Annotated in this window: 20 protein-coding genes; all 20 read right to left on the bottom strand. The window is 59.7% G+C overall.

Annotated features, from left to right (window positions below):
• Window positions 1–117 precede the first annotated feature (117 nt).
• Window positions 118–801, bottom strand: coding sequence for an ABC transporter ATP-binding protein (locus tag FHT71_RS29040; RefSeq protein WP_007789702.1), 684 nt, complete (start codon window positions 799–801; stop codon window positions 118–120).
• Between the two features lie 14 nt (window positions 802–815).
• Window positions 816–2126: a lipoprotein-releasing ABC transporter permease subunit gene (locus FHT71_RS29035; RefSeq protein ID WP_007789700.1), complete on the bottom strand. Its 1311-nt coding sequence runs from the start codon at window positions 2124–2126 to the stop codon at window positions 816–818.
• 16 nt (window positions 2127–2142) lie between these two features.
• Window positions 2143–3465 (bottom strand): proline--tRNA ligase, encoded by a 1323-nt coding sequence (proS, locus tag FHT71_RS29030; RefSeq protein WP_132593996.1) that lies wholly within the window; start codon window positions 3463–3465, stop codon window positions 2143–2145.
• A gap of 576 nt (window positions 3466–4041) precedes the next feature.
• Window positions 4042–4323: a DUF1467 family protein gene (locus FHT71_RS29025; RefSeq protein ID WP_007789695.1), complete on the bottom strand. Its 282-nt coding sequence runs from the start codon at window positions 4321–4323 to the stop codon at window positions 4042–4044.
• A gap of 133 nt (window positions 4324–4456) precedes the next feature.
• A complete protein-coding gene (mce, locus tag FHT71_RS29020; protein ID WP_132593994.1) occupies window positions 4457–4861 on the bottom strand; it encodes a methylmalonyl-CoA epimerase in 405 nt (134 codons plus the stop codon).
• Window positions 4862–4864: 3 nt separating this feature from the next.
• The gene (locus tag FHT71_RS29015) at window positions 4865–6535 is read right to left on the bottom strand and encodes a ribonuclease J (RefSeq protein ID WP_132593992.1); all 1671 of its coding nucleotides are present in this window, start codon (window positions 6533–6535) and stop codon (window positions 4865–4867) included.
• Window positions 6536–6552: 17 nt separating this feature from the next.
• Window positions 6553–7317: a biotin--[acetyl-CoA-carboxylase] ligase gene (locus FHT71_RS29010; protein ID WP_007789682.1), complete on the bottom strand. Its 765-nt coding sequence runs from the start codon at window positions 7315–7317 to the stop codon at window positions 6553–6555.
• Window positions 7317–8762 carry an NADH-quinone oxidoreductase subunit NuoN gene (nuoN, locus tag FHT71_RS29005; protein WP_132593990.1) on the bottom strand — a complete coding sequence of 482 codons (1446 nt, stop codon included), beginning with the start codon at window positions 8760–8762 and terminating at the stop codon, window positions 7317–7319. Before nuoN ends, FHT71_RS29010 begins: the two co-directional genes overlap by 1 nt.
• 18 nt (window positions 8763–8780) lie before the next feature.
• On the bottom strand, window positions 8781–10292 hold the full coding sequence (locus FHT71_RS29000) for an NADH-quinone oxidoreductase subunit M (protein WP_007789678.1): 1512 nt from the start codon (window positions 10290–10292) through the stop codon (window positions 8781–8783).
• Window positions 10292–12292, bottom strand: a complete 2001-nt coding sequence (gene nuoL / locus FHT71_RS28995) for an NADH-quinone oxidoreductase subunit L (RefSeq protein WP_007789675.1) — start codon at window positions 12290–12292, stop codon at window positions 10292–10294. Before nuoL ends, FHT71_RS29000 begins: the two co-directional genes overlap by 1 nt.
• Before the next feature lie 6 nt (window positions 12293–12298).
• Window positions 12299–12607: an NADH-quinone oxidoreductase subunit NuoK gene (gene nuoK, locus FHT71_RS28990; RefSeq protein ID WP_007531803.1), complete on the bottom strand. Its 309-nt coding sequence runs from the start codon at window positions 12605–12607 to the stop codon at window positions 12299–12301.
• 29 nt (window positions 12608–12636) lie between these two features.
• A complete protein-coding gene (locus FHT71_RS28985) occupies window positions 12637–13251 on the bottom strand; it encodes an NADH-quinone oxidoreductase subunit J (RefSeq protein ID WP_007789673.1) in 615 nt (204 codons plus the stop codon).
• Window positions 13252–13392: 141 nt separating this feature from the next.
• On the bottom strand, window positions 13393–13884 hold the full coding sequence (gene nuoI / locus FHT71_RS28980) for an NADH-quinone oxidoreductase subunit NuoI (protein WP_007789671.1): 492 nt from the start codon (window positions 13882–13884) through the stop codon (window positions 13393–13395).
• Window positions 13885–13924: 40 nt separating this feature from the next.
• Window positions 13925–14968: an NADH-quinone oxidoreductase subunit NuoH gene (gene nuoH, locus FHT71_RS28975; protein ID WP_007789669.1), complete on the bottom strand. Its 1044-nt coding sequence runs from the start codon at window positions 14966–14968 to the stop codon at window positions 13925–13927.
• 11 nt (window positions 14969–14979) lie between these two features.
• Window positions 14980–17061, bottom strand: coding sequence for an NADH-quinone oxidoreductase subunit NuoG (gene nuoG, locus FHT71_RS28970; protein WP_183723023.1), 2082 nt, complete (start codon window positions 17059–17061; stop codon window positions 14980–14982).
• Between the two features lie 219 nt (window positions 17062–17280).
• The gene (locus tag FHT71_RS28965) at window positions 17281–17916 is read right to left on the bottom strand and encodes a helix-hairpin-helix domain-containing protein (protein WP_132593986.1); all 636 of its coding nucleotides are present in this window, start codon (window positions 17914–17916) and stop codon (window positions 17281–17283) included.
• A gap of 5 nt (window positions 17917–17921) precedes the next feature.
• Window positions 17922–19226, bottom strand: coding sequence for an NADH-quinone oxidoreductase subunit NuoF (nuoF, locus tag FHT71_RS28960; protein WP_007789664.1), 1305 nt, complete (start codon window positions 19224–19226; stop codon window positions 17922–17924).
• Window positions 19227–19237: 11 nt separating this feature from the next.
• Window positions 19238–20374, bottom strand: coding sequence for an NADH-quinone oxidoreductase subunit E (locus tag FHT71_RS28955; RefSeq protein ID WP_183723021.1), 1137 nt, complete (start codon window positions 20372–20374; stop codon window positions 19238–19240).
• A 16-nt stretch (window positions 20375–20390) separates the two neighbouring features.
• Window positions 20391–20663 carry a hypothetical protein gene (locus FHT71_RS28950; RefSeq protein ID WP_132593982.1) on the bottom strand — a complete coding sequence of 91 codons (273 nt, stop codon included), beginning with the start codon at window positions 20661–20663 and terminating at the stop codon, window positions 20391–20393.
• The gene (locus FHT71_RS28945; protein ID WP_007789658.1) at window positions 20663–21853 is read right to left on the bottom strand and encodes an NADH-quinone oxidoreductase subunit D; all 1191 of its coding nucleotides are present in this window, start codon (window positions 21851–21853) and stop codon (window positions 20663–20665) included. Before FHT71_RS28945 ends, FHT71_RS28950 begins: the two co-directional genes overlap by 1 nt.
• Between the last annotated feature and the right edge of the window lie 51 nt (window positions 21854–21904).

Genomic DNA, 21904 nt, shown 5'->3' with positions numbered 1-21904 from the left:
CCTGGCCGCCGCAATTAGCACCCATAAGCCACACCGCATGGCTTCAAAGCGGCCACCAAGCGGAACCCAAACGCGCTGCAAGCACTAGAAAACCAGCCGTTTATGGACGGGCACTAGCTAGAAATCCACCACCTTGCCGTCGACGATCGTCACACGACGATCCATACGGGCGGCGAGTTCGTGGTTGTGGGTCGCAATCAGCGCTGCCAAGCCCGATTGGCGCACCAGCGCTTCCAAGGCATCGAAAACATAGCTCGCGGTTTCCGGATCAAGATTTCCCGTCGGTTCGTCCGCCAGCAGCAGACTCGGCGCATTGGCGACGGCGCGGGCAATCGCGACGCGCTGCTGCTCGCCACCGGAAAGCTCCCCGGGGCGATGGGTACCGCGATGGCCGATCCGCATGTAGTCGAGCAGCTGGCCGGCCCGCTCCTTCGCTTCCTTGCGCGGCAGGCCAGCGATCATCTGCGGCATCATGATGTTCTCGATCGCGGAGAATTCCGGCAGTAGATGATGGAACTGGTAGACGAAGCCGATTTCGTTGCGGCGGATCATGGTGCGCTTGTCGTCCGACAAGCCGTCGCAGGCATGGCCATTAATCGTCACCTCGCCGCCGTCGGGATGCTCAAGCAGGCCGGCAACATGCAGCAGTGTCGATTTTCCCGTGCCTGACGGTGCGACGAGGGCGACGATTTCGCCGCTTTTCAACGTAAAATCCGCACCTTTGAGGATCGAGAGCAGCGTCTCGCCCTGGCCATAGTGGCGCTCGACACCGGAAAGCTTGAGAACGGTATTCCGTTTCATGAACAGGGCATTCCTTATTCGTAGCGCAGGGCCTGCACGGGATCGAGCTTGGAGGCTCGCCATGCCGGGAAGATGGTGGCGAGGAAGGACAGTGTCAGCGCCATAATCACAACAGAGAGCGTCTCTCTGAGGCTCATTTCTGCCGGCAGTTGGCTGAGGAAATAGAGCTGCGGATCAAACAGCACCGTGCCGGAAACCCAGGAGAAGAACTCGCGGATTTTCTCGATATTGATACAGACAATGACGCCGAGCAGAACGCCGGCCAACGTGCCGACGACACCGATTGCCGCGCCCGTCATGAAGAAGATGCGCATGATCGCGCCGGAGCTTGCGCCCATCGTGCGCAGGATGGCGATATCGCTGCCCTTGTCCTTCACCAGCATGATGAGGCCGGAAATGATATTCAGCGCAGCAACGAGAACGATGAGCGTCAGGATCATGAACATGACATTGCGCTCGACCTGCAAGGCCGAAAAGAAGGTCTGGTTGCGTTGGCGCCAGTCGGTGATCGCAATCTGGCGGCCGGCCGCGGCTTCCACCTTCGGCCGCATATTGTCGATGTCGTCGGGATTGTCGACGAAGAGTTCAATGGATTGAACCAGCCCCTCGGCATTGAAATAGAGCTGTGCTTCCTCGAGCGGCATGTAGATGATCGTGGCGTCGTATTCCGACATGCCGATCTCGAAAATGCCCGAGACCTTATAGGATTTGACCCGCGGGTTGACGCCCATCGGCGTGATGTCACCCTCCGGTGATATCAACGTGATGCTGTCTCCAGCCTGGAGGCCGAGCTGCTCGGCCATACGCGAGCCTATCAGTACGCCTTGTCCTGCGGCGAAACCAACAAGGTCGCCGGACTTGATGTTGCCGGAGACAGTCTTCACCTTGTCCAGGTCTTCAGGCCGGATACCACGGACCAGCGCGCCCGTCCCGGCTCCGCCCTGCCCCGACGCCAGTGTCTGCCCCTCCACCAGCGGGAGCGCCAATTTTATACCCGGCACGGCAGCAAGTCTGTCGGTCAACGCCGGATAGTCGTTGAACGGCGTATCGACGGGCTGAACGATCATGTGCCCGTTGATGCCGAGAATGCGGGAGATCAGCTCCGTACGAAATCCGTTCATCACAGCCATGACGATGATGAGCGTGGCGACACCGAGCATGATGCCGATGAAAGAAAAGCCGGCGATCACCGAAATGAACGCCTCCTTGCGGCGGGCACGCAGATAGCGCCACGCCACAAGCCGTTCGAAGGCGGAAAATGGCCGGCTGGCCGGCGCCGAGCCGGATTTGGAACCCTGCTGCTGGCTCACCGCTGCATCTGCCATTTTGTCTCCCGCCTGCTCAGCCCAAGAGCTTGTTGATCGCCGCGTCGATGGTCATCGTTTCACGGGCGCCCGTCTTGCGGTCCTTCACTTCTACTTCGCCGCTCGCAACCGCCCGCGGGCCGGCGATGATCTGCAGCGGAACCCCGATCAGGTCGGCGGTCGCAAATTTCGTCCCGGCGCGATCGTCTGTATCGTCATAGAGGACATCCTTACCGGCGTTCGACAGCACCGCATAGATCTTCTCGCAGGCCGCATCGCACGCCGCATCACCGGCCTTCATGTTGATTACGACCGCATCGAACGGCGCCACGGACGCCGGCCAGATGATTCCGTTCTCATCATGCGATGCTTCGATGATGGCGGGAACAAGGCGCGTCGGTCCAATCCCGTAGGAACCCATGTGGACAGTATGTTCCTTGCCATCCGGACCCTGCACTTTCGCGCCCATCGGCTCCGAATACTTGGTGCCGAAGTAGAAGATGTGGCCCACTTCGATGCCGCGGGCGGAGAGGCGGTCGCCTTCGGGAACCGCATTGAACGCAGCTTCGTCATGCATCTCCGATGTGGCTGCATAAAGCGATGTCCACTTGTCGAAGACAGCCTTCAGGCCCTCGACGCTCTCGAAGTCGGTATCTTCGGCCGGGATATCAAAGTTCACGAAGTCCTTGTGGCAGAACACTTCGGACTCGCCGGTGTCGGCCAGGATGATGAACTCATGGCTGAGATTGCCGCCAATCGGGCCGGTATCGGCGCGCATCGGAATAGCGCGTAAGCCGAGGCGGTCGAAGGTGCGCAGATAGGCGGTGAACATCTTGTTGTAGGAGTGCTCTGCATCTTCGCGCGTCAGATCGAAGGAATAAGCGTCCTTCATCATGAATTCGCGCGAGCGCATGGTGCCGAAGCGCGGACGGATCTCGTCGCGGAACTTCAACTGGATGTGATACAGGTTGAGCGGCAGGCTCTTGTAGGACTTCACGTAGGACCGGAAGATATCCGTGACCATTTCCTCGTTCGTCGGGCCATACAGCATCGGCCGATCCTGGCGATCCTTGATGCGCAGCATTTCCTTGCCGTAGGCGTCGTAGCGCCCGCTTTCCTGCCATAGCTCAGCAGACTGCAGCGTCGGCATCGACAACTCGATCGCGCCGGCGCGGTTCTGCTCCTCGCGGATGATGTTGTTGACCTTGTCCAGGACGCGCTTGCCGAGCGGCAACCAGGAATAGATGCCCTGCGACTGCTGCCGGATCATGCCCGCGCGCAGCATCAGCCGGTGAGAGACGATCTCCGCTTCCTTGGGATTTTCCTTGAGGATGGGCATGAAATAGCGAGACAGGCGCATGGCGAATTCCAGAGCTGTTGAGACACCGCAGGTCGCGGAATCGAAGGCGATTACAGATATTGGCAGCGTTCATAACTGCTTCGCGAAAGGAAAGAAACCCGCGACGGGCTCAAGCGGCCTTCCGTTAAAGCATGTTCGCACTTGCGAAGCAGACAAAGTAAGAAAAAGGCGGAATTATAATGGTTTGTACGAAATTCTTATCAACAGAAAAAATTTGCTGGAGTGTAGCAAAAATGCAAAAAAACCTAATGACAAAGCCCAATCTTTGAGCTAGTTTTAGCCCACAAAACAGGCAGGGAGCTCAAATCCCTGTCGATTTCGCGGTCAAGTCTTGGGAGGATCAGATCTTAGGCGCGCTTGTCGCAGCCCCGGCAACGGATAAGGATCACGCGATACTTAAAACAAGGCTTTCAGCCTTGTTTTTTTTTGGCTTTTCGCTGCTCAAGAAAATTCTGGAATAGCTCGCCTGCCGTTACGCAATGCCCGTATCACGTAACGGCACCTCCATGCCGCAACTTCATGACACGTAGTATGACAGCCGCAATCTGCATCCGCCCAAAAACTGGGCAAACGCCCTTAGACGTTCGAAAATGACGGGCCGATCTGCGGCAGGGCGTCGAAGCCCCATCCGAAGTAATTCGAAGCAATATACCAAAGCGCATAGATGATGGCAGAAATGAGCGTTGTCATCGAGAAGACAAAGACAGGCCGGAACCGGGTCGGCGCGCTCGGGACGGTGCCGGGAACGACGTCGTTATCCTCTGCCTGCGTGCGCAGGCCGATCGGGAGCACGGCAAAGAGGGTGATCCACCACACGATAAAGTAGACGGCGAAGCCCTGTAGAAATATCTGCAGCATCGAATTGTCCCGCTAGGCTCTCTGCGGTTATCGCAGTTGCCGTGCTTATAGGCCGAAATACCCGTCAACTCAAAGCCGGTTCAGACCCCTTCCCAACTTTTGCGGGATTTCGGTCACTCTGCCGCAGGCTTGCTCAGACCTGCTCGAGCTCGATCAGGGTGCCGAAGAAATCCTTCGGATGCAGGAAGAGCACCGGCTTGCCATGCGCGCCGATCTTCGGCTCGCCGCTGCCGAGCACTCTTGCCCCGCGTTGGGTCAGCTGGTCGCGGGCGGCGAGGATATCGCCGACCTCGTAGCAGATATGGTGCATTCCGCCGGACGGGTTCTTGTCCAGGAAAGCCGCAATTGGCGATTCCGTTCCCAACGGCTGCAGGAGTTCAATCTTGGTATTCGGCAACTCGACGAAGACGACGGTGACGCCGTGTTCCGGTAGAGCCTGCGGGGCTGAGACGGTTGCGCCGAGTGTGTCCCGATATGCAGCCGATGCGGCCGCAAGGTCGGGAACGGCGATAGCAACGTGGTTGACCCGGCCGAGCATTCGTCAGACCTTCGTAACAAAGACTGTGACGACGGGTTTCTTCCCCCAGGTCTGGTTTGCCGCTGCGCGGATAGCACGGCGAACCGACTCCTGCAGCAGGTCGAGATCCTTGCGGCGAGCCCGCGGAATGCTTTCGATGGCACCAACTGCAGCATCATAGAGCGTGTCTTCCATCTCGTCGCCCTCGTCGTCGTAGACAGGCAGGCCGATTGCAACTAGGTCCGGATCGCCGACGATATCGTAGCGGCTGTCGATCACGACGTTGACGGCGACGTGGCCGACATAGGAGAGCTTCTTACGCTCGCCGATGCCCATTTCGTCAAAATCGCCGATCAGCGCGCCGTCCTTGTAGATGCGGCCATGCGGCGCCTCGTCAATCACCTCGACTGGTCCTGGCGCCAGACGAAGAATGTCGCCGTTGCGCACGCGCGGCACGATCGAGATGCCCGACTGCTCCGCGAGTTCCTTGTGTGCCGTCAGGTGCGTCGCCTCGCCGTGCACCGGCACGACGATCTTCGGCCTCGTCAGCTCGTACATCTTCTGCAGCTCGTTGCGGCGCGGATGTCCGGAAACGTGGACAAGAGCCTCGTTGTCGGTGATCACATGGACACCCTGCTCGATGAGGCCGTTCTTGATATCCTGAATCGCCTTCTCGTTGCCGGGAATAGCGCGCGAGGAAAATACGACGATATCGCCGGAGGCAAGCGCCACGTTGCGCATCTCGTCGCGCGAGAGTTTGGCAAGGGCCGCGCGTGGCTCACCCTGGCTTCCCGTAAGTATGACGACCACTTTGTCGCGTGGAATATAGCCGTACTCGTCTTCTGAAATGAACGGCTTGATGCCTTCCATCAGGCCGATATCGCGGGAAACGTCGACCACGCGCTTGAGCGAACTGCCGAGCAGAAGGACCTCGCGGCCTTCAGCCTCCGCCGCCTCGGCTACTGTGCGGATACGGCCGACATTCGATGAGAACGTCGTCACCGCGACGCGACCCTCGGCATTCTCGATGATCTTGCGCAGGCTCTCCGAGACGTCCTTTTCCGAGGGCGAGACACCGTCGCGCAGGGCGTTGGTGGAATCGCACATCAGCGCCAAGACGCCTTCATCGCCGAGCTGGCGGAAACGCGTCTCGTCCGTCAGCGGACCGAGAGACGGCTCATGGTCGATCTTCCAGTCACCGGTATGGATTACATTGCCGAGTGGTGTGCGGATCACCAGCGACATCGGCTCGGGAATGGAATGGTTGACCGCGACGCCCTCGACACTGAAGGGGCCGGCATTGACGGTATCGCCCGCCGTAAACAGTGTCACCGGAATCTCACCGATGGCCGACTTCTCGAAGTTTCGCTTCGCCTCGAGCAGCCCGGCGGTAAAGGCCGAGGCATAGACCGGGACATTGAGGCCCGGCCATAGATCGGCGAGCGCGCCGTAATGGTCCTCATGGGCGTGGGTGATGAAGATCGCCTTCAGGCTCTTCCGCTCGCTCGCGAGATAGCGAATGTCGGGCAGCACAAGATCGACGCCCGGCAGGTCAGGTCCGGGGAAGGTGACGCCGCAGTCGACCATGATCCACTGGCGATGGTCCGGCGGGCCGTAGCCATAAAGGGCGAGATTCATTCCGATCTCGCCAACGCCGCCCAACGGCAGAAATACCAATTCGTCCTGCTTCGCCATATTATTCTTTTTTCCAATCAACCAAAGAAGACATCGCCGGCAGCAATCGTCATCATCCTGCCTGCGCCAGTATCCAGCATCAACAGGCCATTATCATCAATTCCGGCGAAGTGGCCGGAAATCGACCGGTCCGGCAGGTTCACAGTTATCTTTTCGCCGATACCGCAGGCGACTTGGCGCCAGCGTTCGGTGATTTCGCGCACTCCACGGCCACGATCCCATGCCTCGAGGACTTCGGCCATCGACGCGAAGAGATGCGCGAAAACCTCTTCAGGGGAAGCAGAGCTCCCCTGCTCGCGTAGGCAAGTCACGGGGTAAAGCGGGTTGTCGGGCATGAAAGCGACATTGATGCCGATACCGATGACGAGCGCGTGGCGCCCGTCAGGCAGAGCTTCGGCCTCGACGAGAATGCCGCAGGTCTTCTTTCGCCCGATCAGGATATCGTTCGGCCATTTCACTTCCAGCCGCTCGGCCGTGTGCGGCAACACCTGGCGCACGGCCTGATGCACTGCGACGGCAATCGCCAGCGGCAGCGAGCCCAGACGCTCCATGGGCGCCGGATCGATAAGGAGAAGCGAGGCATAGAGATTGCCCCGCTCGGAAACCCAGGGGCGACCCCGGCGGCCACGGCCGCCGGTCTGCTTTTCCGCCGTGATCCAAAGGAGACCGCGGTCCCCTGCCCGCGCACGGGCAAGGCATTCGCTGTTGGTGGACGATGTCTCCGACAGAGCCTCGTGCCTGAAATCGTCGAGCGATATCCGGCGCCGTGCCTCGGAGTTCATCAAAAGAGCGTCGCAGCAGCAAGCTCGGCTGCGCCGCCGATCGGACCGCCGATGAGGACATAGGCGAGAACGAAGAGACCGGAGACACCGAAGACCAGGCGCAGCGAACCGGACACGCGTGCAAATTCGTCGGTGGCTTCATCGAACCACATTAGCTTGATGACGCGGAGATAGTAGTACGCGCCGACGACCGATGCGAGAATGCCGATGATGGCAAGCGCATAGAGCTTTGCCTCAATTGCAGCGACAAACACGAAGTACTTCGCGAAGAAGCCTGCGAGTGGAGGAATACCGGCCAGCGAAAACATCAGGATGGTCAGCACCGTCGCCATGAACGGATTGGTGGTCGACAGGCCGGCCAGATCGTTGACCTCCTCGACAACCGTGCCGTCCTTGCGACGCATCGACATGATGATCGCAAAGCTGCCGAGTGTCATGACCATGTAGATGACCATGTAGAGCATGACACCCGAGACGCCGGTCTGCGTGCCGGAGGCAAGACCAACCAGCGCATAGCCCATGTGGCCGATCGACGAATAGGCCATCAGGCGCTTGATGTTCCTCTGACCGATTGCGGCGAAGGAGCCGAGCAGCATGGAGGCGATCGAAATGAAGACCACGACCTGCTGCCAGTCGGCCAGAACCGGCTGGAAGGCGGTAATGACGATGCGGGTCATCATCGCCATCGCAGCAACCTTCGGGGCGCTTGCAAGGAAAGCCGTGACCGGGGTCGGCGCACCTTCATAAACGTCCGGCGTCCACATATGGAACGGAACGGCCGAAATCTTGAAGGCGATACCGGCAAGGATGAAGACAAGGCCGAAAATGAGGCCGAGCGAACGCGCGCCGTCAACGGTCAATGCCTGAGCAATCGCAGCGAACTGCGTGTGGCCGGTGAAGCCATAGACCAGCGACATGCCGTAAAGCAGCATGCCCGAGGAGAGCGCGCCGAGCACGAAGTACTTCAGACCGGCTTCCGTGGACTTGACGCTGTCGCGATTGATCGCAGCAACGACGTAGATCGCCAGCGACTGCAGTTCGAGGCCGAGGTAGAGCGAGATGAGGTCGTTGGCCGAAATCATCAGCAGAATGCCGAGCGTGCAGAGCACGAGCAGCACCGGAAACTCGAACTTGTCGAGCTGGTTTTCCCTGGCAAGGCCGAGCGACATGAAGAGCGCCACCATCGAGCCGACCAGCGCCGTGATCTTCATGAAGCGACCAAAGCCGTCCGACAGGAAGACGCCGCCATAAGCAACGCCTTCACTCGGAACGAAGATCAGCCAGAGAGCGGCCGCCGCCAGCACGATCAGCGCGAGAACGCTGACCATACGGCCGGAGCGCTCTCCCGAGAAGACGCCGACCATCAACAACACCAAGGCGCCGACCGCGAGGATCAACTCCGGAATGGAAAGATGCAGGCTTGCGAGAATTGTTTCAGAGGTCATGTCCCAAAAGTCCCGTCATCATTTCATCGACAGCGCAACGTCGTGCGCTGCCTGGACTGCGGCCGTGTAGCTATGGATCAGCTGGTCAACCGATGCAGCGGTCACATCGAAGACCGGAGCCGGATAGACGCCGAAGAAGATGGTCAGTGCAATCAGCGGATAGAGGATCAGCTGTTCACGCCGAGAAAGATCGAGCAGCGCCTTCAGCTTTTCCTTTTCCAGCGCGCCGAAGATGACCCGGCGATAGAGCCAGAGCGCATAGGCAGCGGAGAGGATAACGCCCGTTGCGGCGAAGAGCGCGACCCAGGTGTTGACGCGGAAGACGCCAATCAGGGTCAGGAATTCGCCGATGAAGCCCGAGGTGCCCGGCAAGCCGACGTTTGCCATCGTGAAGACCATCATCGCAACGGCGTATTTCGGCATGTTGTTGACCAGACCGCCATAGGCCGCAATCTCGCGGGTATGGGTTCGGTCGTAGATGACGCCGACGCAAAGGAAGAGAGCGCCCGAGACGATGCCGTGCGACAGCATCTGGAAGATCGAGCCCTGCAGACCCTGCGCGTTGGCCGCAAAGATACCCATCGTCACGTAACCCATGTGGGCAACGGACGAGTATGCGATCAGTTTCTTCATATCGTCTTGCATCAGGGCCACCAGCGAGGTGTAGATGATGGCGATCACAGACAGCGCAAAGACGAGCGGTGCGAAGAACTCGGAGGCAACCGGGAACATACCGAGCGAGAAGCGGATCAGGCCGTAGCCGCCTAGCTTCAGGAGCACGCCGGCCAGGATGACCGAGCCGGCCGTCGGCGCCTGAACGTGCGCGTCCGGAAGCCAGGTGTGAACCGGCCACATCGGCATCTTCACCGCGAAGGACGCGAAGAAGGCAAGCCAGAGCCAGGTCTGCATCTGTGGCGGGAACTGGTAGGCGAGCAGTGCCTGAATATCGGTCGTGCCGGCCTGCCAGTACATCGCCATAATGGCGAGCAGCATCAGAACGGAGCCGAGCAGCGTGTAGAGGAAGAACTTGTAGCTGGCGTAGACGCGATCCTTGCCGCCCCAGACACCGATGATGAGGAACATCGGAATGAGGCCGGCTTCGAAGAAGACGTAGAAGAGAACGATATCAAGCGAAACGAAGACGCCGACCATCATCACTTCCAGGATCAGGAAAGCGATCATGTAGTCCTTCAGGCGCTTCTCGATCGACAGCCAGCTCGCCAGCACGCAGAAAGGCATGAGGAAGGTCGTCAGGATCACGAAGAGCATCGAGATCCCGTCAACGCCGAGATGATAGCTGATGCCGGTGCCCAGCCAGCCATGCTTCTCGATCATCTGGAAGCCCGGGTTCGCATTGTCGAAACCGATCCAGAGGAAGAGCGAAAGGACGAACGTCGCGACCGTCGTAATCAACGAGATGTTGAGGACGTTGCGGCGGCCACTCGGACCGTTTTCATTCATCAGCAGTAGGAGCACCACGCCGACGAGCGGCAGGAAGGTGACCGTTGAAAGAATAGGCCAATCGGTCATCAGAAGGAACTCCCGAGCATCATCCAGGTAACAAGCGCCGCAACGCCGATCAGCATGGCGAACGCGTAGTGATAGAGGTAACCAGTCTGCAAGCGCACGACGCGGTTGGTGACATCGACGACGCGGGCAGCGATGCCGTTCGGGCCGTAGGTGTCGATGACGCCGACGTCACCCTTTTGCCACAAGAAGCGGCCGAGCGCCTTTGCCGAGCGTACGAACAAGAAGTCGTAAAGTTCGTCGAAGTACCACTTGTTCAAGAGGAACTGGTACAAAACCCGATGCTGCTTGGCGAGGACGCGCGGCGTCGACGGCGACTTGATGTACATGTACCAAGCGGTGACGAAACCAACAAGCATGGCGATAAAGGGGCTGAGGCCGACCCACGCTGGAACGTGGTGGAATTCTTCCAGCAGTTCATTGTGCTCGGAGGTGAAGAGCGCACCCTTCCAGAACTCAGCGTATTCCTCGCCGTAGAAACGGCCTTCGAAAAGGACACCGGCAAGAACCGCGCCGGCGGCAAGTAGGTAGAGCGGAACCAGCATGACTTGCGGAGATTCATGAACGTGGTGCATGACTTCGTGCGAAGCGCGCGGCTGACCGAAGAAGGTCAGGAACGCCAGACGCCAGGAATAGAAGCTGGTGAAGAGAGCTGCGATGACCAGAAGCGTGAAGGCAAAGCCTGCGACCGGCGAATGCGACGCGTAAGCCGCCTCGATGATCACGTCCTTGGAGAAGAAGCCCGCAAAGCCGATCGGGGTGAACGGGATGCCGACGCCGGTCAGCGCCAGCGTGCCGATCGTCATCATCCAGAAAGTGACCGGGATGTGCTTGCGCAGACCGCCCATGTAACGCATGTCCTGCTCGCCATCGACGGCGTGGATCACCGAGCCGGCACCAAGGAACAGCAGAGCCTTGAAGAAGGCGTGCGTAAAGAGGTGGAAGATGGCCGCGCCATAAGCGCCAACGCCGAGCGCGACGAACATGTAGCCGAGTTGCGAGCAGGTCGAATAAGCGATGACGCGCTTGATGTCGTTCTGCACGAGGCCGACAGTCGCGGCGAAGAAGGCCGTAATGGCACCGATCGTCGTTACGAACACAAGCGCATCTGGCGAAAGCTCGAACAGCGGCGACATGCGGGCGACAAGGAAGACACCTGCGGTAACCATGGTTGCGGCATGGATAAGTGCCGACACCGGCGTCGGGCCTTCCATTGCATCAGGCAGCCAAGTATGCAGCAGGAACTGTGCCGACTTACCCATTGCGCCCATGAAGAGCAGCAGGCAGGCGCCGGTCAGCGCTTGTGCCTTGTCCAGGTGCATACCGAAGAGGTTGAGAACGATTTCGCCGCCCTCGCCGCCGGCTTCGGCCGGAGCAAAGCTCGCAGCGTTGGCGAAGATGGTATCGAGATTGATCGCGCCGAAGAGCACGAACAGGCTGGAAATACCAAGGATGAAGCCAAAGTCGCCAACGCGGTTGACAATGAAGGCCTTGATCGCAGCGGCGTTTGCCGACGGCTTCTTGAACCAGAAGCCGATGAGCAGGTACGAAGCCAGACCAACGCCTTCCCAGCCGAAGAACATCTGGGCCAGGTTGTCGGCGGTCACCAGCATGAGCATGGCGAAGGTAAAGAGCGAGAGGTAGGCAAAGAAGCGCGGACGATGCGGATCATGATGCATGTATCCGATCGAATAGACGTGTACCAGCGTCGAGACCGTGTTGACGACGATCAGCATGACCGAGGTCAGCGTATCGATGCGCAGCGACCAGGAAACGTCAACGCCGCCGGACTGGATCCAGCGCAGGACCTCGACCTTGATCGGACCACCTTCGTGGTGGCCCATGCCGACCGTAATGAAAACGTACCACGAGAGAACGGCGGCGATGATCATCAAACCGCAGGTAACGTATTCCGATGCCTTGGCGCCGATCGCGCGGCCGAAGAGCCCGGCGATGATCGCGCCAATCAGGGGAAGAAAGACGATAGCTTTATATAAAAACATGAGCCCTCAGCCCTTCATCATATTGACGTCTTCGACGCCGATCGAGCCGCGGTTGCGGTAGAAGACGACGAGAATTGCAAGACCGATGGCCGCTTCAGCAGCAGCAACGGTCAAAATGAACAGTGCAAAAACCTGGCCGACGATGTCGTTGAGGAATGACGAGAAGGCGACCATGTTGATGTTGACCGCAAGCAGGATGAGCTCGATCGACATCAGGATGACGATGATGTTCTTCCGGTTAAGGAAGATGCCGAAGACGCCGAGCGTGAAGAGGATGGCGCTGACCGTCAGGTAATGGGAAAGTCCGATGACCATTGTGTTTGTTCCTTAAGCTCGCGCCTGCCTCAAACGCCCTGCCCCGGCTTGACTTTGACCACCTCAACGGCGGTCGCCGGATTGCGGGCAACCTGTCTGGCAATGTTCTGCCGCTTGATGTGTGTGCGATGCTTCAGCGTCAGCACGATTGCACCAATCATAGCGACGAGCAGCACGAGACCAGCGATCTGGAAGAAGTAGACGTAATTCGTATAGAGAACGTCGCCGAGTGCGGCGGTGTTGGTGCGCTCGGTCAGAGCCGGGATCGGCATCGCGACCGTCTTGGCGATCTCCGGCGAAATGACCGTGCCGCCGACGACAACGATGAGCTCCGCCGCCAGGATCAACCCGATGATCGCACCGATCGGCGCGTATTCGAGAACGCCGGCGCGCAGCTCCGTGAAGTCGATGTCGAGCATCATGACCACGAAGAGGAAGAGAACCGCCACGGCACCGACGTAAACGACGAGCAGGATCATCGCCAGGAACTCGGCGCCAAGCAGCAGGAAAAGGCCGGCCGCGTTGAAGAAAACCAGGATCAGGAAAAGAACCGAATGTACCGGATTCTTCGACCAAATGACCATGAACGCCGACGCTACCGCGACAAAGGCGAAAAGATAGAAAAATAGAGCCTGCAGACCCATGTTGGTGCCTTTTTCATCTTCCCCCGGGCAGCCGGGAGTTTCCCTGCCCGATGAAGCTTCGCGGGACGGGATCCGGCAAAGCCTCGGTGCATGTTGACCGGAAGCCACGCAACGGGCGGCACTCCGGCATTTCAATTTCGATCAACGGTACGGTGCGTCCAGCGCGATGTTGCGCGCGATTTCGCGCTCCCAACGGTCGCCGTTCTCCAGAAGCCGCGCCTTGTCGAAGTAGAGTTCTTCGCGGGTTTCCGTTGCAAATTCGAAATTCGGACCTTCGACGATCGCATCGACCGGGCACGCTTCCTGGCAGAAGCCACAGTAGATGCACTTGACCATGTCGATGTCGTAACGAACCGTGCGGCGCGTGCCATCGTTGCGGCGTGGGCCGGCTTCGATGGTGATCGCCTGGGCAGGACAGATCGCCTCGCAGAGCTTGCAGGCGATGCAGCGCTCTTCACCGTTGGGATAGCGACGCAGTGCGTGTTCGCCGCGGAAGCGCGGGCTGACCGGCCCCTTTTCGAACGGGTAGTTGATTGTTGCCTTCTGCTTAAAAATGTACCGGAAGGTCAGCCAGAACGCACTGACGAATTCCTTCAGGAACAGCGAGCTGACAGCGTTGGACAAGCCTGCCATCTTCAACCTCCAATTTTGCTTGAAACGAGGGCCGGCATGATCATGCCCAACCCGTCAGCTTCAGCACGAATGCAACGATAACGACCATGGCAAGCGACAGCGGAAGGAAGACCTTCCAGCCGAGGCGCATCAGCTGGTCGTAGCGATAGCGCGGCACGAATGCCTTGACCATCGCGAACATAAAGAACACCAGGCACGACTTAAGCGTGAACCAGATTACGCCCGGAACCCAGTTCACGAACCACACGTCGACCGGCGGCAGCCAGCCTCCGAGGAACAGGATCGTCGTCAGCGAGCACATCAAAACGATGGCCGCATATTCGCCGAGCATGAACATCATGTAGAGCGAGGAGCCGTATTCGACCATGAAGCCGGCGACGAGTTCCGATTCTGCTTCCGGAAGGTCGAAAGGCGGGCGGTTCGTTTCGGCAAGCGCCGAAATGAAGAAGATGATGAACATCGGGAATAGCGCCAGCCAATGCCAGTCGAGGAACGACGACGGCAGACCGAGACGCGTGCCGAGGCCGGCCTGCTGGGCATGGACGATATCCGTCAGATTCAGCGAACCAACGCAGAGCAGCACGGTGACGATAACGAAGCCGATCGAGACCTCGTAGGACACCATCTGCGCGGCGGAACGCAGTGCACCGAGGAACGGGTACTTCGAGTTCGAAGCCCAGCCGCCCATGATGATGCCGTACACTTCGAGCGACGAGATCGCGAAGATGTACAGGATGCCGACGTTGATGTTGGCGATGACCCAGCCATCTGCCAGCGGCACGACGGCCCAGGTCGACAGCGCCAGAAGCACGGTGACGAGCGGCGCCAGCAGGAAGACCGCCTTGTTGGCGCCGGCAGGAATGACCGGCTCCTTGAAGACGAACTTCAAAAGATCGGCGAAGGACTGGAAAAGGCCCCACGGGCCCACCACGTTCGGACCGCGGCGGAGCTGCACGGCCGCCCAGACCTTGCGGTCGGCCAATAGGATGTAGGCGATAAAGACGAGCAGGCAAACCAGAAGAAGAAGCGACTGACCGACCATAAGGAGGCCGGGCAAGACATAAGTTGAAACAAACGATTCCATAGTCCCTGCCCTTACTCTGCCGCGACTTTGAAGTTATTGCGGGCCAATGCCGAGCACTCGGCCATCACTGCCGAAGCGCGCGCGATCGGGTTCGTCAAATAGAAGTCTTTGACCGGCGACGCAAACCCGGATTTGTTCATCTTGCCGGCTTTTTTCGCAACTGCGGCAATTTTGGCGCTGTCGCTTTCAGCGATCTCGTCGAGCGCTGCGAAATGCGGGAATGCCGCATAGAGCTTTGCACGCAATTCGCCAAGCGAATCAAATGGAAGCTTCTTGCCGAGCACGTCGGAAAGCGCACGCAGGATTGCCCAGTCTTCGCGGGCGTCGCCCGGCGCGAAGCCTGCGCGATTACCCATCTGAACACGACCCTCGGTGTTGACCCAGGTGCCAGACTTTTCGGTATAGGCAGCAGCCGGCAGGATGACGTCGGCATGATGGGCGCCGTTGTCGCCGTGCGAGCCGATGTAGACCGTCAGCTTTGCCTTCTTGGCGGCGAAATCAAGCTCGTCGGCGCCGAGCAGGAAGAGAACGTCCATGGACGCCAGCATCTCTGCAGCGTTGACGCCCTTTGCGCCCGGAACGAAGCCGAGGTCGAGGCCGCCGACACGCGACGCAGCAGTATGGAGGACTGCAAATCCGTTCCAGCCTTCGACAACCGCGCCGACGGTGCCGGCAAGCTTAGCTGCCGTTGCGAGAACGCCAGCGCCATCGGTGCGCGACAGAGCGCCCTGGCCGATAATGATCATCGGCTGCTTGGCATCCGTCAGAACCTTCGTGAAGGCATGGTTGCCGTCGAGGAGATCCTTCAGCGTATCCGGGCCAGCGCCGAGATATTCATAGTCATAGCGCAGTTCGCCGGCTTCGCCGATCAAGCCGATCGGGAAGTTGCCGCGACGCCAGCGCTTGCGGATGCGGGCGTTGAGCACGGCCGCTTCGAAGCGTGGGTTGGCGCCGATGATCAGCAGCGCGTCCGCCTGTTCGATGCCCTCGATTGTCGGGTTGAAGACGTAGCTTGCACGCCCGAGCGACGGATCAAGTGCCGTCCCATCCTGACGACAGTCGAGATTGTCGGAACCGAGTGACTTCACCAGCTCCGACAAAGCGTACATTTCTTCGACGGATGCGAGGTCGCCGGCAATCGCGCCGACCTTTTCGCCGCTGGTCGCGGCCACGGCAGCCTTGATCGCACCGAAGGCTTCGCCCCAGGTCGCTGCCTGCAATCGGCCATCCTTGCGGACGTATGGGCGGTCGAGGCGCTGCGTCTTCAGGCCGTCCCAGATGAAGCGGCTCTTGTCGGAAATCCACTCTTCATTGATCTGGTCGTTAACGCGCGGCATCACGCGCATGACTTCGCGGCCGCGCGTGTCGACACGGATGGCGGAACCGAGCGCGTCCATGACGTCGATCGTTTCGGTCTTGCTCAACTCCCACGGACGCGCCGTGAAGGCGAACGGCTTCGAGGTCAGCGCGCCGACCGGGCAGAGGTCAACGACGTTGCCCTGTAGCTCGGAGGTCATCGCCTGCTCGAGGTAGGTGGTGATTTCGGCGTCCTCGCCGCGGCCGATCAGGCCGAGTTCGGAGATGCCGGCCACCTCGGTCGTGAAGCGAACGCAGCGCGTGCAGTGAATGCAGCGGTTCATGACCGTCTTGACGAGCGGTCCGATATATTTGTCTTCGACGGCGCGCTTGTCTTCCTGATAGCGCGAGCTGTCGATGCCGAAGGCCATCGCCTGGTCCTGCAGATCGCATTCGCCGCCCTGGTCGCAGATAGGGCAATCCAGCGGATGGTTGATCAGCAGGAATTCCATCACGCCTTCGCGGGCCTTCTTGACCATCGGCGTGTTGGTGAAGACCTCCGGAAGCTCGCCGTTCGGACCGCCGCGGATATCGCGCACGCCCATGGCGCAGGATGCCTGCGGCTTCGGCGGGCCGCCCTTTACCTCAACGAGGCACATGCGGCAGTTGCCGGCAACCGAAAGGCGCTCATGGAAGCAGAAGCGCGGAACTTCAGCACCGGCTTCCTCACACGCCTGCAGCAGCGTGAAATGATCCGGAACTTCGATCTCGTTGCCGTCAATCTTCAGTTTTGCCATCGTCACTCAGTCCTGTTTTCCGTTTGCCGGATGGCGGCAAACAAACCCACTTTGCAACAGTTTCGCTGCCAGGCCGGATTCTTGTCCCGTTGGCATCGGTGTCGCTCAAATTCTCTGCTCACCCCGAGATCCGGGATCAGCTTTCGGCCTCTGCGGTTTCGGGCCCCTGCCCTTCACTCTTCAGCCTTGACCTTGCTCCGGCCGTTCCGGCCGAAAAACTTACTTTCGTTTGCGCCCCTTGGCGGCGAGCGCCTTTGCCTGCGCTATCCAGCCGTCACGCGCAATGCGCCCATCAAAGCCGAGCTCCGCGTCAATACGTGCCACGTCCTCGTGAGACCAGGCAGCGATGGCGGTGAAGCTGCGAATACCCTTGGCGTTCAAGACCTGCTCGATCTTCGGGCCGACGCCAGAAATCTGCTTCAGATCGTCAACCTTTCGGGCACGCGATGCGGGCTTTGTAACCACCTCGGGCTTTACGTCCGGTTGCCGAGCCGGAACAACCGAAAGCTTGACGTTGGCGGTTGCCTTCTTAGCAGGCGTGGGGTGAACATTCTCCGGCCGGATCTCGACCTCAGGCTTGCCTTCATCGGGCGGCGTTTCGTCAAGTACTGCCGCCAGCTTGCTCGTTGCATCGAGCGCACCCTGCAAGGCTCCGAAAAACGCGCCGGCCATCTGTGTCGAAAAGCCGAAACCGATCGCCGTCGCCGCAGCCATTGCCGCAGCGGGGTTGACCATCACCGGCGGCACGGGCAGCGCGCGAGCGTTTTCCAGCATCTCGGCAGCAAGACGACCGAAGTCGGCCGAGAAATCAGCCGCTCCTTCCTTCTTCATGCTGTCGGACGCCTTCGTCGTCATCGCCCTTACTCTGCAGCCTCAAGAACCGCCCCGTGATCCAGCGCGCTTGCCGTATACTGGTCGATACGCGCTTCGATCTCGTGACGGAAGTTCCGGATCAGACCCTGCACCGGCCATGCAGCGGCATCACCGAGCGCACAGATAGTGTGACCTTCGATTTGCTTGGTGACCTGGAACAGCATGTCGATTTCGCGCTTCTGGGCATTGCCCTTGGCCATGCGCTCCATCACACGCCACATCCAGCCGGTGCCTTCGCGGCACGGCGTGCACTGGCCGCAGCTCTCATGCTTGAAGAAGGCCGAGATGCGAGCGATCGCCTTGACGACGTCGGTGGACTTGTCCATGACGATCGCGGCAGCCGTACCGAAGGACGAGCCGACAGCGCGAAGGCCGTCGAAATCCATCGGGCAGTCGATAATGTCCTTGGCCGGGACGATTGGGCACGATGCGCCGCCCGGGATGACGGCGAGCAGGTTGTCCCAGCCGCCGCGAATACCACCAGCGTGACGATCCACGAGTTCACGGAAGGTGATGCCCATTTCTTCTTCGACCGTGCACGGCTTGTTGACGTGACCGGAAAGCATGAAAAGCTTGGTGCCGACGTTGTTCGGACGACCAATCGAGGAGAACCAGCCCGCACCACGACGCAGGATGGTCGGAGCAACGGCGATCGACTCAACGTTGTTCACGGTCGTCGGGCAGCCATAGAGACCCATGTTCGCCGGGAACGGCGGCTTCAGGCGCGGCTGGCCCTTCTTGCCCTCGAGGCTTTCGAGCAATGCCGTCTCTTCGCCGCAAATATACGCGCCAGCACCATGATGGACGTAGATGTCAATGGGGTAGCCGAGCTTGTTGCTCTTGCCGAGCAGACCGTAGTCATAGCATTCGTCGATAGCAGCTTGCAGCGCTTCACGCTCGCGGATGTATTCACCGCGGACGTAGATGTAGGCGGCGTTCGCACCCATGGCGAAGCTTGCGATGACGCAGCCTTCGATCAGCGTATGCGGATCGTGGCGCATGATATCGCGGTCTTTGCAGGTACCGGGCTCCGACTCATCAGCATTGACGACGAGATAGTGCGGGCGTCCGTCGCTTTCCTTCGGCATGAAGGACCACTTGAGACCGGTCGGGAAGCCCGCGCCGCCACGTCCGCGAAGCCCCGAGGCCTTCATCTCGTTGATGATCCAGTCGCGACCCTTTTCGAGGATCTGCTTTGTGCCGTCCCAGTGGCCGCGGCTCATCGCGCCCTTCAGGGACTTGTCCTTAAGGCCGTAGATGTTGGTAAAGATGCGGTCTTTATCTTGTAACATGCTTCACCTTCTTACCGCGGCTTCTTACCGAAAACCTTGATATATTCCGCTTCGCCGCCCTTGGCGAGCGCCTTGGCCTGCTTGACCCAATCGTCGCGCTCGATACGGCCCTTGAAATTCAGGTAGCCGTCAACCCATTCGCGTTCGGCCTTCTTCCATACCGCGACCTGCGCGAAGGTGAAGATTCCGATCTCATGCAGGGTCGCTTCGATCTTCGGGCCGACGCCGGAGATCATCTTCAGATCGTCAGGCGTCGCGGGCTTTTCGACGCCGGCGGGGCGGTTCTTGTCGCTGAGCGAGGGCTTTGCGGCATGCTCGACCTGCGCAGCCGTGGCGGGGGCCGGCTGCTCTTCAACAGCCTTGACGTTCTTCGCGGCGGCCTTCGGATCAGTCGCCGGCGTCTTCAGCGCAGCATTCGTCTCGACGTCGGTGCTCTTTGCACGCGCAGCTTCGGACGGCGGGACCGGTGCTGCATCGACCGTTGCAGTCACAGCTTCCGCGACGGTCTTCTTGGCAGAAGCCTTCTTTGCCTTCGGCTCTTCGCTCAGCAGCGTCGTCGGGCCGCCTTCCGGCGAGGAGAAGTGACGATCGATTTGCGGACCAACCTCGATGCTTGCGCCATTGCCGACCTCAAACGCGTCGATGATCTCTTCAAGGCGCTCAGGCGTCAGATCTTCATAAGTATCCTTGCCGATCATGACCATCGGAGCGTTGACGCAGGCCCCGAGACATTCAACTTCTTCCCAGGAAAGCGTACCCTCGGCGTTCCGCTCAAAGGGATGATGATGGATCTTGCTCTTGCAAACCGCCATCAGGCTTTCCGAGCCGCGCAGCATGCAAGGCGTCGTCCCGCAGACCTGGATATGGGCGCGCGTGCCGACCGGGTTCAGCTGGAATTGCGTGTAGAAGGTCGCGACCTCGAGAACACGGATATAGGCCATGTCGAGCATGTCGGCGATCTGTTCGATCGCGGCGCGCGTGACCCAACCATCCTGTTCCTGCGCCCGCATCAGCAGCGGAATGACCGCCGATTGCTGACGGCCTTCAGGATATTTCTTGATCGTCTTTTCCGCCCAGGCAGCGTTCTCATCATTGAAGGCGAACGCGGCAGGCTGGAATTGATCTTCGGCTAATCGACGAACGGACATTCTTCCTCACGCCTTGTCAGTTTATGGTCCCACACTGCGATGCCGTCAGAGACTTCATCTCGCACGCGTAGGCCGACTGGTTTTTTTGCAAAAACACAACGAACTTGCCGCCGTTCGGAACGGCGGCCTTGATTTCATAGCCCTTGGACAAGAGCTCACCCAGAGAGGCCTTTGCCGCCGGTGGCTGCACCTCGTCCTGGCCCAGCTTCGGCCCCATTCCGCCGACTTCCTGGGCGAAGGCCCCGGAAGCAGCGAAAAGAACGATAGCGACAAGCCGCAACAGCTTCATCAGCGGTCTACCTCACCGAACACGATATCGAGCGAGCCGAGCACGGCTGTCACGTCAGCGAGCATGTGCCCCTTGCAGAGGAAGTCCATCGCCTGCAGGTGCGCGTAGCCCGGTGCACGAATCTTGCAGCGGTAGGGCTTGTTGCTGCCATCGGCGACCACGTAGACGCCGAATTCGCCCTTCGGCGCTTCGACAGCCGCGTAAACCTCGCCGGCCGGCACATGATAGCCTTCCGTATAGAGCTTGAAGTGGTGGATGAGCGCTTCCATCGAACGCTTCATCTCGCCGCGCTTCGGCGGAACGACCTTGCCGTCGATCGACGAGACCGGACCGGTCTTCGCACTTCCCATAAGGCGCTCGACGCACTGCTTCATGATACGAACCGACTGGCGCATTTCGATCATGCGGATCAGGTAGCGATCGTAGCAGTCGCCGTTCTTACCGATCGGAATGTCAAATTCCATATCGTTGTAGCACTCATAGGGCTGCGAGCGGCGCAGGTCCCAGGCAGCGCCCGAACCGCGCACCATCACGCCCGAAAATCCCCACGACCACGCATCCGCCAGCGACACAACACCGATATCGACGTTACGCTGCTTGAAGATGCGGTTGTCGGTCAGAAGCCCTTCGATATCATCGAGGATTTTCAGGAACGGATCGCACCACTTGCCGATGTCCTCGACCAGTTCCGGCGGAATGTCCTGGTGGACGCCGCCCGGACGGAAGTAGGCAGAGTGCATACGGGCGCCGCAGGCGCGCTCGTAAAACACCATGAGCTTTTCGCGCTCTTCGAAGCCCCAGACCGGCGGCGTCATCGCGCCGACGTCCATCGCCTGCGTCGTCACGTTCATGATGTGCGACAGAATTCTGCCGATTTCCGAGTAGAGAACACGGATCAGCTGGCCACGAATCGGAATCTCGAGCTTCAGCATCTTTTCGACGGCGAGCGCGAAAGCGTGTTCCTGGTTCATCGGCGCGACGTAGTCGAGACGATCGAAATAGGGAACGGCCTGCAGGTAGGTCTTCGTCTCGATCAGCTTTTCGGTCCCGCGATGCAGAAGGCCGATATGCGGATCGACGCGCTCGATGATTTCACCGTCGAGTTCAAGCACGAGGCGCAGAACACCGTGCGCGGACGGATGCTCCGGTCCGAAATTGATCGTAAAATTGCGAACGTTATGTTCAGTCATAGCGACGCGCTCCGCGCTGGCAATTGGCATGAGACGGCGAACAGAGAGGCT

The organism is Rhizobium sp. BK060 (genome assembly GCF_014193145.1).
Classification (GTDB): Bacteria; Pseudomonadota; Alphaproteobacteria; order Rhizobiales; family Rhizobiaceae; genus Rhizobium.
This window is presented reverse-complemented; position numbering and strand designations above follow the sequence as displayed.